This is a genomic window from Neobacillus drentensis, assembly GCF_036965245.1.
GTDB lineage: Bacteria > Bacillota > Bacilli > Bacillales > Cytobacillaceae > Neobacillus > Neobacillus drentensis_G.
Genome location: NZ_JBALPG010000057.1, coordinates 1 through 16,912, shown reverse-complemented (window position 1 = coordinate 16,912; position 16,912 = coordinate 1). Strand labels below are relative to the sequence as shown.

15 protein-coding genes, 1 tRNA gene, 1 other RNA gene and 1 other annotated feature are annotated in these 16,912 nt (G+C 40.4%); of the genes, 4 read left to right on the top strand and 13 right to left on the bottom strand.

The annotated features are described in order from the left end of the window. Nucleotides 1–258 precede the first annotated feature (258 nt). The 7 genes from V7150_RS14310 to tadA form a co-directional block, all read right to left on the bottom strand. Nucleotides 259–522 (bottom strand): pro-sigmaK processing inhibitor BofA family protein, encoded by a 264-nt coding sequence (locus V7150_RS14310; RefSeq protein WP_335519349.1) that lies wholly within the window; start codon nucleotides 520–522, stop codon nucleotides 259–261. Between the two features lie 89 nt (nucleotides 523–611). Further along, nucleotides 612–830, bottom strand: a complete 219-nt coding sequence (locus V7150_RS14305) for a YaaL family protein (protein WP_335519346.1) — start codon at nucleotides 828–830, stop codon at nucleotides 612–614. A 30-nt stretch (nucleotides 831–860) separates the two neighbouring features. Then, a complete protein-coding gene (recR, locus tag V7150_RS14300; protein WP_335519343.1) occupies nucleotides 861–1,457 on the bottom strand; it encodes a recombination mediator RecR in 597 nt (198 codons plus the stop codon). 87 nt (nucleotides 1,458–1,544) lie between these two features. Further along, entirely contained in the window at nucleotides 1,545–1,865 is a 321-nt protein-coding gene (locus tag V7150_RS14295; RefSeq protein ID WP_335519340.1) for a YbaB/EbfC family nucleoid-associated protein, read from the bottom strand. Nucleotides 1,866–1,975: 110 nt separating this feature from the next. After that, the gene (gene dnaX / locus V7150_RS14290; RefSeq protein WP_335519337.1) at nucleotides 1,976–3,661 is read right to left on the bottom strand and encodes a DNA polymerase III subunit gamma/tau; all 1,686 of its coding nucleotides are present in this window, start codon (nucleotides 3,659–3,661) and stop codon (nucleotides 1,976–1,978) included. Nucleotides 3,662–3,801: 140 nt separating this feature from the next. Next, an RNA gene (gene ffs / locus V7150_RS14285) (signal recognition particle sRNA large type) lies at nucleotides 3,802–4,066 on the bottom strand. 92 nt (nucleotides 4,067–4,158) lie between these two features. Continuing rightward, nucleotides 4,159–4,677, bottom strand: a complete 519-nt coding sequence (gene tadA / locus V7150_RS14280; protein WP_335519332.1) for a tRNA adenosine(34) deaminase TadA — start codon at nucleotides 4,675–4,677, stop codon at nucleotides 4,159–4,161. A 376-nt stretch (nucleotides 4,678–5,053) separates the two neighbouring features. Here tadA and V7150_RS14275 point away from each other — a divergent pair, with 376 nt between their 5' ends. From V7150_RS14275 to V7150_RS14265, 3 genes are all read left to right on the top strand, one after another. Further along, complete coding sequence (locus V7150_RS14275; RefSeq protein ID WP_335519329.1) at nucleotides 5,054–6,343, top strand: glycoside hydrolase family 18 protein; 1,290 nt, start codon at nucleotides 5,054–5,056, stop codon at nucleotides 6,341–6,343. A gap of 466 nt (nucleotides 6,344–6,809) precedes the next feature. Continuing rightward, entirely contained in the window at nucleotides 6,810–7,451 is a 642-nt protein-coding gene (locus V7150_RS14270) for a deoxynucleoside kinase (protein ID WP_335519326.1), read from the top strand. Nucleotides 7,452–7,617: 166 nt separating this feature from the next. Continuing rightward, on the top strand, nucleotides 7,618–8,313 hold the full coding sequence (locus tag V7150_RS14265; protein ID WP_420490292.1) for a deoxynucleoside kinase: 696 nt from the start codon (nucleotides 7,618–7,620) through the stop codon (nucleotides 8,311–8,313). 224 nt (nucleotides 8,314–8,537) lie between these two features. Here V7150_RS14265 and V7150_RS14260 read toward each other — a convergent pair. The 6 genes from V7150_RS14260 to guaB form a co-directional block, all read right to left on the bottom strand. Then, nucleotides 8,538–8,630: transfer RNA gene (locus V7150_RS14260), tRNA-Ser, on the bottom strand. 96 nt (nucleotides 8,631–8,726) lie between these two features. Next, nucleotides 8,727–10,007, bottom strand: coding sequence for a serine--tRNA ligase (serS, locus tag V7150_RS14255; protein WP_335519320.1), 1,281 nt, complete (start codon nucleotides 10,005–10,007; stop codon nucleotides 8,727–8,729). Nucleotides 10,008–10,223: 216 nt separating this feature from the next. Then, nucleotides 10,224–10,445 (bottom strand) — a binding site (T-box leader). 236 nt (nucleotides 10,446–10,681) lie between these two features. Then, nucleotides 10,682–11,272 carry a pyridoxal 5'-phosphate synthase glutaminase subunit PdxT gene (gene pdxT, locus V7150_RS14250; RefSeq protein ID WP_335519317.1) on the bottom strand — a complete coding sequence of 197 codons (591 nt, stop codon included), beginning with the start codon at nucleotides 11,270–11,272 and terminating at the stop codon, nucleotides 10,682–10,684. Between the two features lie 71 nt (nucleotides 11,273–11,343). Beyond that, nucleotides 11,344–12,225, bottom strand: coding sequence for a pyridoxal 5'-phosphate synthase lyase subunit PdxS (gene pdxS / locus V7150_RS14245; protein ID WP_335519313.1), 882 nt, complete (start codon nucleotides 12,223–12,225; stop codon nucleotides 11,344–11,346). Between the two features lie 173 nt (nucleotides 12,226–12,398). Further along, nucleotides 12,399–13,706: a serine hydrolase gene (locus V7150_RS14240; protein ID WP_335519354.1), complete on the bottom strand. Its 1,308-nt coding sequence runs from the start codon at nucleotides 13,704–13,706 to the stop codon at nucleotides 12,399–12,401. 242 nt (nucleotides 13,707–13,948) lie between these two features. Further along, nucleotides 13,949–15,418: an IMP dehydrogenase gene (guaB, locus tag V7150_RS14235; RefSeq protein WP_335519310.1), complete on the bottom strand. Its 1,470-nt coding sequence runs from the start codon at nucleotides 15,416–15,418 to the stop codon at nucleotides 13,949–13,951. Between the two features lie 287 nt (nucleotides 15,419–15,705). On the opposite strand from guaB, the gene V7150_RS14230 reads away from it, so the two are divergent. After that, complete coding sequence (locus V7150_RS14230; protein ID WP_335519351.1) at nucleotides 15,706–16,647, top strand: YaaC family protein; 942 nt, start codon at nucleotides 15,706–15,708, stop codon at nucleotides 16,645–16,647. Nucleotides 16,648–16,912: the final 265 nt, after the last annotated feature.

Sequence of the window (16,912 nt, the reverse complement as noted above, 5' to 3'; positions counted from 1 at the left end):
TTTCGATAAGAAACTAATATTATTGTTTGTTGACGTTTTTGTTTGTTTAGTTTTCAAAGAACAAATGTCTCAGTCGTCTAAAAGCGACTTTATTATCATATCAAGTTATCAACTGAAAGTCAATAACTTTTTTCAATTAATTCACATCGTCTTGGTGACGACTTTTAATATATTACAGCATTCTATATGATTGGTCAACCTATTTTTAATTATTTTTTTAAAATGTAAAACCGCTGATTTTCAGCGGCTTGTGTACAGCTAGATTACCCATTGTTGGATGGCTACTAAAGCAAATAAACCCGGAATGCCAAGAAAGCCTGAAACGGCTGATGTCGCAAAATTAATGGGGACATGGATTCCGTACCGATTCCCAGCCACATTTAAGAAAAATAAAAAGAGTGCCCCAATTAAAAATTTAATGGCTGCTTGGCCAACAAAACGAGCAGGCTTAAACGGAGCTCCAGAGAATAACAATAATAGTATAAGTCCGCCTAAAATAGATATAACAATAATTGGTTCCAAAAAAGCTATCCCCCTTCTATAGTCACTTTACTTACAACATATGTACAAGTTGGTAAGAATAGACCTATCGAAAAGAAATAGCTTGGTTCTTATCTTAATATGGTTACATTGCGTTGCTTTGCTTCTTTTAACAAGAAAATATATTTGGCTTCCGCTATCTTCGTTTGGCAAATTACTTCTTCGGAAGGATCAAAGCTTTTTTCCAAAAGCAGTTTTTCTTGCTGCCAATGAGCTTTATATCGATTTAGCTGTGTTAACAGTTTGTCGTCATACTCTTTTCGAAGCCGCCCTTTACGCCGAAAAAACATGGTTGATTCCTCCGCAATTCCGCTTTAATCTTATACTTCTCTTCGGCCTTCTAAAGCTTTGGATAATGTTACCTCGTCTGCATACTCAAGGTCTCCGCCAACCGGCAGTCCATGAGCTATTCTCGTTGTCTTAATCCCTGATGGTTTTAACAAACGGGAAATATACATTGCCGTTGCTTCCCCTTCAATATTAGGGTTTGTCGCGAGAATCACTTCCTGGACGGCTTCATCCTGGAGACGCTTTAGCAAATCTGGGATATTTATATCCTCAGGCCCAATCCCATCCATTGGGGAAATCGCACCGTGTAACACATGGTACAATCCATTGAATTCCTTCATTTTTTCCATCGCAATAACATCCTTTGGATCTTGAACGACACAAATGATGCTCTTATCCCGGCGCTGATCTTCGCAAATATAACATGGATCTTGATCCGTAATATGACCACAAACAGAACAATAGGTAAGATTACGTTTCGCATTCACAAGTGCTTTTGCAAAATCAAGCACAGTGTCTTCTTTCATACTTAAGACATAAAAGGCAAGACGTGAAGCTGTTTTTGGACCGATACCCGGCAGCTTCATAAAGCTGTCAATCAGCTTAGAAATTGGTTCAGGATAGTGCATTTCTTTTTTCCCCTTTAAGAAAAGCAAGGGTGCCTGACACCAAAGGATGAAACACCTTAAGTTCTTAAGCACCCCAGCTACTTTGTTTTAAAATGGTAAATTCATACCTTTAGTAAACTGCCCCATTGTATTGTTTGTTAACTCATCTGCTTTTTTAAGCGCATCATTTGTAGCAGCAAGAACAAGATCTTGAAGCATTTCAACATCATCTGGGTCGACTGCCTCAGGTTTAATTTGTACATCTACTACTTCTTTATGTCCTGTTACGATCACCGTAACCATTCCGCCGCCGGCAGTCCCTTCAATTTTTTGCTGGCCTAATTCCTCTTGAGCCTCCGCCATTTTCTTTTGCATTTTTTGCATTTGCTTCATCATATTTTGCATATTTCCCATTCCACCACGCATCATTACGTTACCTCCAATTATTTAGATAAATTAATCAATCTTTAACTTTAATAACTGTCTAGCTCCAGATCCTAGCAATTAGTGTACTTTGCTAAACGGTCGCTTCCGCTTTTCTAGTCGACTATTTCCACAAATTCATCGCCAAATAATTTCTTCGCCTCGGTAATATGAGGTTCTTCTTCCTTAACTGGTCCGCTGATTTCTCCTTCTTCTCCATGCTGACTGTTTAGAAAGCTTTCACGAATCGGTAACCATTGGTCTTCAGGGACACCTAAGATTAAAAATCTTTTGCCAGTTAATTTATATAAAGCGGCGATCACTGCTTCAAGAAAATCATTTCGATTCATTGCCATTTGACAAATCATTTCATGTTTAAATTTAATAATAAAAGCATCAGTTGAAGCTGCAATCGGCTCAGCATCATTTAATAAGGCTGCTTGCGACTTTAGTAGACCTGCCCTCATCTCGCCCCAATTCGCTTTAATGACATTTAAATCACTCTTTGTTGCCTGCTTTAACACTTCGTTTATTTTCCCAACCGCTGGCTGAAATGCCTTTTTAGAAGACTTTTGTGCAGGCTTTTGCGGTTTCGGTGCGACGTCTTGCCCTGATACAGCAACGCCATGTGCCTTTAAGTACTGTAGTTCATTTTCAAGCTGTTCAATTCTTGAAAGTAATTGGTCAATATGTGCCTCTGAATGATTCGATTGTTTTACTTCCATTTGACAAAGCTTTACAACCGCTACCTCGAGAAAAATTCTAGGGTGATTTGTCCAGCGCATTTCTTGTTGTGTCTTATTTAACAGGTCAATAAGCTGATATATCTGTCCCGTGGGGATCGTTTCGGCCATCTGACGAAACTCATCATCAAGCATGACTCTTTCAAGCGATTCTTCTAAATTTGGGGCTGTTTTAAAAAGCAGCATATCCCGGTAAAACAAAATCAAATCCTCAATGAATCGTGTTGGGTCCTTTCCATGAAATAAAAGTTCGTCAAGCGCTTCTAAACCACTGGCAACGTCACCCTCCTGAAAGGCATGCGCTAATTTATTCAAGAATCCTTGTGAAACAGAGCCTGTGACGGTTAGGGCATCTTCAACCGTGACACGATCCTGACTGTAGGAAATCGCCTGATCTAATAAACTTAAAGCGTCCCGCATACCACCTTCCGCGGCACGAGCAATCATTTGCAGTCCACGCTCATCGCAATCAACGCCCGTTTCTTCTACGATTAACTTCATTCGATTCACAATCGATCCTGCAGTAATGCGTCTAAAGTCAAAACGCTGACACCTTGAAATAATCGTTAACGGGATTTTATGAGGTTCTGTTGTGGCTAAAATAAAAATGACATGCTTTGGCGGTTCTTCTAAAGTTTTTAGCAAGGCATTAAAAGCGCTAATGGATAGCATATGCACTTCATCAATGATGTAGACCTTAAAGTTCACTGCAGTTGGAGCGAATTTGACTTTATCAAGAACATCTCTCATTTCTTCCACTCGAGAGTTGGATGCAGCGTCAAATTCTAACACATCCGGAATGGTGCCATTTGTAATCCCGCGGCAAGCCGCACATTCGTTGCACGGTTCGGACACGGGTGCATGCTCACAATTGATCGCCTTTGCTAATATTTTAGCCGCACTTGTTTTACCTGTTCCTCTTGGTCCGGAAAAAAGATAAGCATGTGAGATCTTTTGTTGAAGCAGGGCGTTTTGCAATGTCTTGGTCACATGTTCTTGTCCTACTACATCAATAAAGTTTTGAGGCCGCCAAACACGGTATAAAGCTTGATAAGACAAAAGTACACCGCCCCCTTCAAAATTTTTTCATCTTTTCTATTATAACGTATCTATTTTATTTTTTACAAAGTGTATTCGTCCCAGTTCGCAAAAAAACTCATCTCAATTTCTGAGATGAGTTAATTTATGTAATATAACAGCCGTGCACCTTCCTTCGACTGACGCCCATAAGCGTTACTTAAGCAGTTAGCTCGGCCCAGGCAACCCTGCGGCACATGGGAGCGTCCACTTAATGCTGCTTCCTTCCGGACCTGACATGGTTCATGGATTCCCATTGCGCAGGACCAGGGCGTCAACACCACTTACTTAAGGCAGACCCTACAGGACATCAGCCTCAGGAAGGGATTCAGTCTCGCTAGAGCGGATTGCGAGTACAGGGCACCGCTACCTCCCCACCTAGCACGGCAAAGTTGATACCAAAGTTTAGTGCGCCTTTATCTGACGCCTCTCTAATATACAACCATTCTTTAAAAAAAGCAATCTTTATCAGATGTAAATTACTGTAAGTTTTCTGACGGCGTTTGACTTCTTTGTTGTTTCTCCAATTTTTTTCTTTCTCTTATTTTTCGAAAAAAGTCTGAGAGCATTTGCCCGCACTGCAATTCTAATACACCTTTCGTTACTTCACTTTGGTGATTGAAGCGTACGTCCTGCATCAGATTCATAAGGGTACCGGCACATCCGCCCTTCGGGTCACTGGCCCCGTAAACAACTCTTTTAACCCTTGATAAAATAATCGCCCCTGAACACATCGGGCATGGCTCTAGTGTGACATACAAGGTTGCCTCTTCAAGCCGCCAAGAGCCTGTTTCCCGGCAAGCTTGATCGATAGCTAAAAGTTCAGCGTGAGCGAGTGCGTTTTGCTCACTTTCCCGTAAATTATGGGCCCGGGAAACGATATTTCCGTCCATTACCAACACCGCCCCGATTGGAACCTCATTTAATTCCTCAGCCTTCTTCGCTTCCTTTATTGCTTCATTCATAAAATACTCGTCTTGGTTATTATCAAGTTCCATGTTAAAACCGCCTTTACAGCCTCTATTGAAGACCTTTCTTCCTGGTTTTTCTTTGTTTCGGGCGCTTATAACCTTTATTGGCGACCTTTCTCCTTGAATTTCTCCGTTTCGGGCGCTTATAGCCCTTTTTGGCGACCTTTCTCTCAGGGTTTTCTTCGTTTTGGTCGCTTATAACCTTTATTGGCGACCTTTCTCTATAGTTCTTCTCCATTTCGGTCGCTTATAGCCCTTTTTATCGACCTTTCTTACTTTTTTCTCCATATGTTAAGGGCAGCCATCCATCCAAATAATCACGAAATTTACCAACATTATATCATTTATCCGTCCCCGAACTCATAAAATAGCGGTAGCGTATGTTTGCGGGGAGGGATTAAGGATGCAAATCCATGTGATAAAAGTCAATGAATCGTTAACCACTATCGCCAGGACTTATCATACAACCGTTAAAGACATTATCGAGGCAAATGAATTACCGAATCCAAATAATCTTGTTGTTGGACAATCGATTGTCATTCCAATTATTGGACATTTTTATTTCGTACAACCGGGGGATTCTTTATTCTCCATCGCCAGAAAGTTTGGCGTCCCTTATCAGGAGCTTGCTAAAATCAATCGAATTAACGTAAACCAGCCACTCAATGTCGGGTTTCGGCTGTATATTCCTCAGACTTCAAAAAGAAATGCTGAGTTCAATGCCTACGTTGAACCGCGCGGCACTACAGTCGCCCCAGTATTAGAAAGCAGTGCCCGTGAGGCCGCACCATATCTAACGTATTTAGCCCCTTTCAGCTTTCAGGCACGCCGCGATGGCACCTTGAAGGAACCGTTACTGAATAACTTCCCTGCGATCGCAAAAGCCAACCGCAACGTCCTTATGATGGTCATTACCAATCAGGAGAAAGATCAATTTAGTGATGAACTCGGACGAATCTTATTAAACGATATGGCAATTCAAGATAAATTTCTCAATAATATCGTCGCAACGGCCAAAAAATACGGATTCCGTGACATCCATTTTGACTTTGAATTTATCCGTCCCGTCGACCGCGAGGCCTATAATAATTTTTTACGAAAAGCGAAGCAGCGCTTTAAAAGCGAAGGCTGGCTGATGTCAACCGCGCTTGCTCCGAAAACAAGTGCAACGCAAAAGGGAAAATGGTATGAGGGTCATGATTATAAAGCCCACGGGGAAATCGCTGACTTTGTCGTGATTATGACCTATGAATGGGGCTACAGCGGCGGACCTGCAATGGCGGTTTCCCCCATTAATCAGGTTAGGAAGGTTTTGGAGTATGCGATCACGGAAATTCCATCGAATAAAATTCTCATGGGACAAAATCTCTATGGCTATGATTGGACGCTCCCATTCGTTCAAGGGTCAGTAGCAAAAGCGGTAAGCCCCCAGCAGGCCATCCAGCTGGCAGCAAGTCACCATGTACCGATTCAATATGATGCAAAAGCACAAGCACCGTTCTTCAAATATACGGCTGAAGATGGCAAGCAGCATGAGGTTTGGTTCGAGGATGCCCGCTCTATTCAGGCTAAGTTTGACTTAATCAAAGAGCTGAATCTCAGAGGGATGAGCTATTGGAAGCTTGGTTTGTCCTTCCCGCAAAACTGGCTATTAATCGTAGAAAATTTCAATGTAACAAAAAGACCAACCTAAATAGCGGAAGCGCCTTGATTAGCCACGATATAGGGAGATTTATCGACTGGCAAGCAAAGCGAAGCCTGAGATGAGTCTCCCTTAAATGCACACAGAATACAATAGCTTTCTGTAGCCAAGCATAAGACGAGCCGATGAGAAGGTTGTTCTTAAATTTTCTTGCCGGATTGATTGAAAGGTGGAGACGACTGTTTTGACCACAACTAGATACGCTTATGACCTCGAGGGCTAAACGCTAAAGCTAAACAAAAAATTTTTATGACAAAAACTGCCGTTATTCGGCAGTTTTTGTCATATTTTTGACACGATCATCACATCTTCTAAATTTTCCATATCCATTCCTAGGAGAGATTATGATAAAATATTCTTTGTGTCAATGAATGACCATAATAGAAATAGAATAAATTATCAGCTCAAACTGGTTAATTATAGAAGGTGCAGGCAGTTGGAGAAGGAGGACTTTATAATGGGGGATACACCCTTTATTACCGTTGAAGGGCCGATTGGTGTTGGAAAAACATCTCTTGCAAAGGCCATTTCTAAACAGTTTCATTTTGCTTTATTAAAAGAAATTGTTGATGAAAATCCATTCTTGGGGAAGTTTTATGAAAATATCGAAGAATGGAGTTTCCAAACGGAGATGTTTTTCCTTTGCAATCGCTTTAAGCAATTAGGGGATATCAATACCCATTACTTAAGCAAAAACAAGTCAGTTGTAGCAGACTATCATATTTTTAAAAATTTGATTTTTGCACAGCGGACCTTAAATAATAACGAATACAACAAGTATAACAAAATTTATCAAATTCTTACCGAAGATATGCCAAAGCCCAATGTCATTATTTATTTGAATGCCAGCTTAGATACACTTTTAAAGCGAATTAAAATAAGAGGGCGTGAAATAGAGAAAAATATCAGCCCGTTATATCTCGAACAACTTTCAATGGACTATGAAAATACTATGACAGCCTTTGAAAAGGAACATCCAGAAATCCCAGTTTTGCGCTTTAGCGGCGATGAGTTAGATTTTGTAAAAAGCGAACAGGATTTAAACCATATTTTTGAGAAATTAACAGTAAGTTTAAGACAAAGCAGCTTGATAAGGTGAAACTTCAATCAGTGGAGGGTTCCATCCCCCACTGATTGTTATTGAACCAATCGGACTTTTACGGGCAATTATTCCCACAGTTATCCTTTTGGATTCACACAGGAGCCTTAAAATCGGGCTTACTGCCCGTTAATGCTGGACAAACATATAGAACAGGAGGATGTTAGTGAGTATCGTTATTGGTGGTATGATTGGTCTTGGAAAAACAAGTGTGGCAGATACATTGAGTGCCCACTTTCAACATAAAGGAATAGAAAGTAAGGTGTTTTACGAAACGGTCGATGATAATCCGATTCTTCCGCTTTATTATGAATTAACACAAGAGGAATTAGATGCACGGAGAATTCCTTTTCTCCTGCAGTTATTTTTCTTAAATAAGCGCTTTAAAACAGTAAAGGATTGTATTAATTGGCGTGAACCTATTTACACGATTCAAGACCGCTCAATTTATGAGGACTGGTATTTTGCCTATGTAAATAAGAACTTAGGCAGAATCTCTGACTTGGAATTCAAAATTTATGAAGATCTCGTCGATAATATGATGGAAGAGTTAAATGAACTTCCGAAAAAGGCTCCGGATTTAATGGTTTACTTAAAAGGATCATTTGATACGGTAATCGACCGGATTATGGCCCGTGGTCGAAGCTTCGAAATTAACCCTGAGCTGAAGGAGTATTATTTTGAAGTGTGGAAAGGCTACGACGAGTGGGTAATGAATCAATATGCCGCGAGCGAAGTGCTTGTGATTGATATGGATACTACGGACGTTGTCAAAAATAATGACGATGCCTTACGGGTTTGCCGTGATGTTGAAGAAAAATTAAATGAGATATTAAACAGAACACAGACACCTATTTTTTAATAGGTGTTTTTTATTAGAAAAGCGGGACAGACCAGTTAGCGATGTATCGCCACTAGACGCTGGGCACTCTCAAAAAAGCTAATGCTTTTTTTCGTGCGAGATATCGCTTATAAAGCTTATTCTTATGGACCTAGCCAAATCTCAAAGTTGGATAAAAAAAGTTCGCTACAAAAAATTGTAACGAACTTTTATCTCCAGTTTTTATGCGCGATTGTTTATATTGATGGCGGAGGAAGAGGGATTCGAACCCCCGCGCGGTTTAACCCGCCTGTCGGTTTTCAAGACCGATCCCTTCAGCCGGACTTGGGTATTCCTCCGTATCGACAAATGATAATTTAACACATATTTTATATCTTGTCAAACAATATATTAAAATTCCGGACGGATTGTTTCCATCCGGAATTTTTAATGATTTATTCCGGCTTGATAACCTCACGTCCGCCCATATATGGACGCAAGACATTAGGAATGACAACACTGCCGTCCGCCTGCTGGTAATTTTCTAAAATAGCAGCGACCGTGCGGCCAATCGCAAGGCCAGATCCGTTTAACGTATGAACATGCTCGGGCTTTGCCTTTGTATCGCGTCGGAAGCGGATATTTGCCCGTCTTGCCTGGAATGCCTCAAAATTACTGCAAGAAGAAATCTCGCGGTATGTTCCATAGCTAGGGATCCACACCTCAATATCGTACTTTTTCGCGGCCGTAAAGCCAAGGTCCCCGGTACACATGCTCAGGACACGGTAAGGCAGCTCGAGCAATTGTAATACCCGCTCGGCATCATGTGTCAGCTTTTCCAGCTCCTCATAAGAATCTTCCGGCTTTACAAACTTTACAAGCTCTACCTTATTGAATTGGTGCTGACGAATTAATCCTCTTGTATCTCGTCCTGCAGAGCCTGCCTCAGAGCGGAAGCACGCGCTGTAGGCCGCAAAACGAATTGGAAGATCCTCACTGCTTAATATTTCATCGCGATGATAGTTAGTAACAGGCACCTCAGCAGTCGGAATGAGGAAGTAATCTTCGCTTTCTATTAAAAAGGCATCCTCTTCAAATTTTGGCAATTGGCCTGTGCCCGTCATACTTGTACGGTTTACCATGTATGGCGGCAGAATTTCTGTATAACCATGTTCATCAACATGAAGGTCGAGCATGAAACTCATTAACGCACGCTCTAAACGCGCCCCCAGCCCCTTATAAAAGACAAAGCGGCTTCCAGTAACCTTACCTGCCCGTTCAAAATCAAGGATTCCTAACTGGTCAGCAAGGTCCCAATGCGGTTTAGCTTCAAATTCAAACTCGCGCACTTTGCCCCATTGTCTGATCTCGACATTATCATCCTCAGTTTCCCCAATCGGAACACTTTCATGCGGAATGTTTGGAATGCTTAGCAGCAAGTTGTCTAAAACCTCTTCCACCTCGCGCAGCCCGTCATCAAGCGTTTTGATTTGGTCACCAACCTCGCGCATTTCTTTTATTAAATGATCTGCATCCTGCTTCTCACGTTTTAAAGCAGCTACCTGCTGAGAAACCTCATTTTTTTTACTTTTTAACTTTTCAGTCTCAACAATTAATTCACGTCTTTTCAGATCAAGATCCTCGAATCGGCCTAAATCTGTTAAATCTTCGCCACGATGCTGCAGCTTTTCTTTTACTTCTGCAAAATTAGCTCTTAATACTTTAATATCCAGCATGGTTTAGACACTCCCTCTTTAAAAATAATTACATTGTACTTTGAAAACTAGCTAGCTTCAGCGGCCAGTGGCAAATGTACTTCGCTCTCCTCCCTACGATAAGTCAACATCGATGCTTGCGCTTTTCTACTTTCCTTTATCTCAGTCGGAGTGCTTCATTCCATACGCTGCTAAACGGCCGCTTTCGCTTTTAAATAAAAAAACTCCCGCCCCTAAATCAGGGACGAGAGTTACTCGCGATACCACCCTGGTTGACAGCCAACACTGTCCACCTCAAAAAAATGTAACGGTTTCTACCGAAGGTCCTTACTAACCTCATTGAGGCGTTCCGCACCCTGCTCGAGGATGGATTCACAAGTTTCACACACCGGTTCACACCTGCCACCGGCTCTCTTTAAGAGTGAGTTTCTTGCTACTAGTTCCTCTCATTGCTTTTTCATTATGGATTTGTTTAATAATTTACTATAATTATCAGCCAAATGCAACCGTTCTATCCCGTATTATTGAGCAGTAAACAAATTTTGTTTAAAAAAAGTAAAGATTTCAGAAAAACTGCCCGTAAATGCACGACTGGAGAGATAATGTGAAACTTGCCGATGTGCTTTTCATCGGCTTAGTAAAACGGGACTAACAATCAGTGGGGATGAAAAGCCCCCTACTGATTAAGTTTCACCTTATACAAGATGTTTCACTTTTGCTTCTTTTACCATCTCCACGAAGTAGGCGGTAAGGCGGTGATTATCTGTCAGCTCCGGATGAAAGGAACAGCCAAGAAATTGTCCTTCCCGTGCGGCGACAATGCGGTCATTATGCTTGGACAGAATTTCAACATTCTCTCCCGCTTCAACAATATGTGGTGCACGGATAAACACCGCTGGAAAACTCTCAGCGACATCTTTAATCGCGAGGTCGGCCTCAAAGCTGTCAACTTGACGTCCAAATGAGTTGCGCTCAACCTTAATGTCCATGACACCGATGTGCGGCTCACTATAGCCAACAAGTTCTTTTGATAAAAGAATCAGGCCGGCACAGGTACCAAACATTGGTTTACCTTCACGTGCAAATTCTTTTAATGCATCCATAAAATTATATTTGTCGATTAAACGCCGCATTGCCGTGCTTTCTCCGCCTGGAAGAATTAGGCCGTCTAAATCTTGTAATTCTTCTTTTTGTTTTACTGCAATTGCTTCAACACCACATGCTTCTAGCGAGTTAATATGTTCACGGACAGCTCCTTGCAAAGCGAGAACGCCGATTTTCACCATAGTAATACCCCTTCTTTGACTTTGATTACTGTCTAGCTCCTGCGCCTGTTCAAGGCGCTCCGCTTTTCTTATTACCAGCCTCTTTCTTGCATACGTGCTTCAGGTGCCAGTGAGGAAATTTCAATTCCTTTCATTGGCGTACCAAGGTTTTTTGAAAGATCAGCAATTAATTTATAGTCTTGGAAATGTGTTGTTGCTTCCACAATTGCTTTTGCAAACTTTGCAGGATTTTCTGATTTAAAAATGCCAGATCCAACAAATACACCATCTGCTCCTAACTGCATCATTAGAGCAGCATCAGCAGGTGTTGCTACACCACCGGCAGCAAAGTTAACTACAGGAAGGCGGCCAAGACGCTTGATTTCAAGAAGAAGCTCATATGGAGCACCTAAAAGCTTCGCTTCTGTCATTAACTCATCTTCGTTCATTCCTACCACTTTACGAACCTGTGCATTTACCTTACGAATATGACGAACTGCTTCAACGATGTTACCCGTTCCAGGCTCACCCTTTGTGCGAAGCATTGATGCCCCTTCACCGATTCTGCGGGCAGCTTCGCCAAGATCGCGGCAGCCGCAAACAAACGGTACAGTATAGTCTTTTTTATTTAAATGGAATTCTTCATCAGCTGGAGTTAAAACTTCACTTTCATCAATATAGTCGACACCCATCGCTTCAAGCACACGTGCCTCCACAATATGGCCAATTCTTGCTTTAGCCATTACAGGGATTGAAACAGCATTAAGTACCTCTTCCACAATCCTTGGGTCTGCCATTCTTGCCACACCGCCAGCAGCGCGGATATCTGAAGGAACACGCTCTAGTGCCATTACGGCTACTGCACCCGCTTCTTCTGCAATTTTTGCTTGTTCCGCATTGACAACATCCATGATGACGCCGCCCTTTTGCATTTCTGCCATACCGCGTTTTACGAGATCCGTACCTGTTTTCATTTGTTAAAATCCCCCTTTGTTTTAATATTAAGAAAAATTTTTGTATACACTTGGAAATTTCCTTTTCATTCAATCGGAATTATTTTCCCATAAAATCATTAAAGCAACAAAAAAGGATCCCTGTCAAGACAAGAATCCTTTCTTTTATAATGGAAAATTTTAGAGCCGGTTAATTAAAACCATCCTTTAACGGTAGAAGAAATACCATGCCATACATCTCCAAAGAAATTACCGATTCCACGCATCATGAGCACAAACCAGTTTGCTTTCTCAACATCTTGTGCAGCAATAACATCTACTTGTATTTTCTTCTGGCCTTCCTCTGTTAAGAAACTAACCTTTTCACCGTTTTTCGGTTCAATTGTTAAATAGCCAACTGTTTCACCTTTTTTAATTGGTGCAGTTAACTCACCTTTTTTATTGATTTTCTTTTTATCCAATACCAATACTGGTTTATAATTTTCCTTGTCACCATTGAGAACCACCATGTCAATGGCTGACTTTGTGTAAATTTTTACTTGATTATCTTTTCCTTTAATTACTGGTACTGATTTATGTCCTTTTATTTGATAATGTTTCGGTACTAGCTCTTCTTTTGAATAGTTGCTGAAGGCATAATCCAGCATTTTTCTTGTTTCGTCAAAGCGGGCTTTATGACTTCCTTGTCCGTTCGCATCTTTCGCATTTTGGACAACAGTGATAAACCTTTTTCCATCACGACTAGCTGTTCCGGTAAAACAGGAACCTGCAAAGTCAGTTGTACCTGTTTTAAGCCCGTCCATACCTTCGTAACCAAATGTTAACGATGGCAGCATCCAGTTCCAGTTATCCATTTTGATTTGATCATCTGTGCCTTCTTTAAAAAATTTCCTTGGTGTACTTGCTGTTTTTAACACATCAGGAAAATCATTAATTAAATGGTACGCTAATTTGGCAACTGTACGTGGTGACATGACATTCTCATCTTCAGGACCGGTTCCCTGTGGATGCTGACCTAAATAATCTCGATTATTTAAACCAGTTGAGTTAACGAATTTATAATCCTTTAATCCTAACTTTTTTGCTTTTTCATTCATCATTTTGACAAAATTTGTTTCCGACCCGCCAATTACTTCAGCTATCGCAATTGTCGCAGCATTCGCAGAGTAAATAGCCATCGCTTCATATAACTCACGAACTTTATATTTACCATCTGCACGCAATGGAACATTTGAAAGATCACGGTTTTGGGAAATTTTATAGACAAGATCACTCGGAGTGTATTCTTGATCCCATTTCACTTTTCCGCTCTTGACAGCCTCTAGTAATATATACTCTGTCATCATTTTTGTCATACTAGCAATTCCTAGTACACTATCAGCATTTTTTTCATATAAAACCTTACCTGTTTCTCCATCAACTAATATGGCCCCATCTGCATTCACATTTAATGCTGCTTCTGCCTTAGCTGGATTTACTCCGGCGAACAAGCTAAAAAACATGATGAGTGCCAGCGCACTAGCAACGCATTTCTGATAAAAATGTTTATTCACTATATAGCCCTCCAACGTTTTATTACACCTTGGTTATTTTAACATAACTGCCTAGTAAATCATAGGAGGAGCATTGCACCATCTTATAACTAATTTTGAAAAATCCACTAATTCTAAGGACTATTTTCACAATTTAAGCAGCACAGACTTTTTCTAAAAAAAACAGAGAAGCAGTGGCTTCTCTGTCATTTTTATTTAGAATAATTTGGTGCTTCTTTTGTGATTTGGACATCATGAGGATGGCTTTCTCTAAGGCCGGCACCTGTCATCTTAACAAACTGCGCTTTCGTCCTTAGGTCGTAAAGATCCTTTGTGCCACAATAGCCCATTCCAGACCGCAAGCCGCCAATTAATTGGTAAATTGTTTCTTCTAATGGTCCTTTATATGGAATACGGCCTTCAATTCCTTCCGGCACAAACTTTTTATTATCCTCTTGGAAATATCGGTCTTTCGAACCCTTTTCCATTGCAGCCACAGAACCCATTCCGCGATATACTTTAAAGCGGCGTCCTTGGAAAATTTCTGTCTCTCCAGGGCTCTCTGAAACCCCCGCTAACAGGCTGCCTAGCATTACTGCATATCCGCCTGCTGCCAGTGCCTTCACGATATCTCCTGAGTATTTAATCCCACCGTCAGCAATAATCGTTTTTCCGTGCTTCAGCGCTTCCGTTGCACAGTCATAGACTGCCGTAATTTGCGGCACGCCAACACCTGCAACAACTCTTGTCGTACAAATGGAACCTGGCCCAATTCCTACTTTTACAACATCCGCGCCTGCTTCAAATAAGTCTTTTGTCGCTTCAGCTGTAGCCACATTACCAGCAATAATTGTCAGGTCTGGATAGGTATTTCTAATTTCATTTACCGTGTCAAGGACACCCTTTGAATGGCCATGTGCAGTATCGACAACAATTACATCGACATTAGCTGCTGCTAGGGCCTCAACTCGTTTCATTGTATCCTTTGTTACCCCAACTGCAGCCCCTGCTAATAAGCGGCCTTGCTTGTCCTTTGCAGAGTTTGGAAATTCAATCACTTTTTCAATGTCCTTAATCGTGATTAAGCCTTTCAAAACCCCCTGATCATTAACAAGCGGCAGTTTTTCAATTTTATACTTCTGAAGGATTTTTTCTGCCTCTTTCAATGTGGTTCCAACAGGTGCCGTTACAAGATTTTCCTTTGTCATCACGTCTGAAATTTTAAATGAATAATCTTGATCCTGGATGAAGCGAAGATCTCTATTAGTGATAATTCCGACAAGCTTTTGTTCATCCATATTATTAACAATCGGCACCCCGGAAATGCGATATTTCCCCATCAAATGCTCAGCATCAAATACTTGGTGTTCTGGGGTTAGAAAAAATGGATCATTTATAACTCCGCTTTCAGACCTCTTAACCTTCTCTACCTGCTCAGCCTGCTGCTCGATGGTCATATTTTTATGGATGATCCCTAAGCCGCCTTGGCGGGCAATGGCAATCGCCAATTCTGATTCTGTCACTGTGTCCATACCAGCACTAATAATTGGAATATTAAGCTTTACACTAGGCGATAATTCTACTTTCAGACTTACATCTTTTGGCAGTACCTCAGACTTACCAGGAATTAATAAAACATCATCAAACGTTAAACCTTCTTTTGAAAATTTACTTTCCCACATTTTAACGGCCCCCTAATAAAACTTATATTGAGTTACACACAAATATCTATCATAAAAATATATATAAAGATCCAGCCTAACTTAATATAGGCGGTGTGAGCAGAGCTAGGCTTCACTACATTCATCGTGAAGAATGTATATTTCGTAGTAATCATTGATTCTAAATTACTTTTGCGGCGCTCCGCCCCTTTTCCAAACAAAAAATATTATTTGTAGGTTATCAATTGGACAAAATACTGTCAAGAGATATTTATTTGTTTGATTCTTCTGAAAAAGGTGATTTTATCTTGGGTACTAATTATAAAGGCTGGAAAAGCTTCAGTTGTTTCTTTTCTGCAGAATACTGCCAGCGCTATTTAAAAAACAGTTATCATAAGCTCAATTTTGAGAATCCCGAACAAAAGAGCTATGACAACTGCTATGCCTTTCTCTATTATCTCGAACATGGACAAATATATTATGAACAGGCAGAAAAATCGCCACTTATTTTAAAACCTATTTTGCTTTTTTATGGTCTTGTCCATTTAATTAAAGCATGTATTTTAACCATTGATCCTTCTTATCCTGAGACAACGGCTGTTTTAGCCCATGGTGTTTCAACTAGGAAAAGGAAAAAGCAAAATTACCTTTTCTTTCAGGATGAAGTAAAGTTTCAAAAAAATGGATTATTTCCCTTCATGTCCGAAAAATTGTTTCACATGAAACAATTAGAAGGGGAGAAGGTCATCATGGAGGAACTACTTCAGCTTATACCGGAACTCAATGATTTATTCTTTTTACTCGAAGGAAAACGGACATTTGAAAAATTACTACGGGATGGAGATTGTCTTTTGATCCCTGAATCTATATTAGATCATTATCATATGACAGAAGATCGGTTCAAGGAGTTTTTGACATCAAAGTTTGAAAAAGGAGTCGAATTTTCAGGTGATGGGCTTGCTTTAACGTTGAATGGTAAGAAATCTATAAGCGCTTCACCATTAAAATTTAATTTAGAGGATAGCTCCTATACTATTTCACTTAATAATAGTCATCTTTTTACTTTTCCTGAGCTGCTGATCCATTATTTACTACTCTATAACTTAAGTATGATTGCCCGATATGAAACAGAATGGTGGAGTGAATTAACGAAAATGATGCCGAATCAGGATTATCCGTTTATCGACACCTTCCTTTCAATCACAATGAAAAAAGGACCCTTTTTAATTTATCAATTTCTAATGAAATAAAGAAAGGACCCTTCTTACTGTTTTGGTAGCCAATAGCTTCTATTGGCTACCTTTCTCGTTCTTTTTTTCAGATGGATTCTCGATTTTCTTTCCACTTTGGTTAGTTTACTTTCCGCTTCTGTGATTTTACTTTCCACTTTTCTGATTTTACTTTCCGGTTTTAATCATTTACTTTCCACTTTTTCATTTTTACTTTCCACTTCCATTAATTGGCACAAAAAAAGACAACCCAATACAGGTTGTCTTTCATTTGCCTGGCAACGTC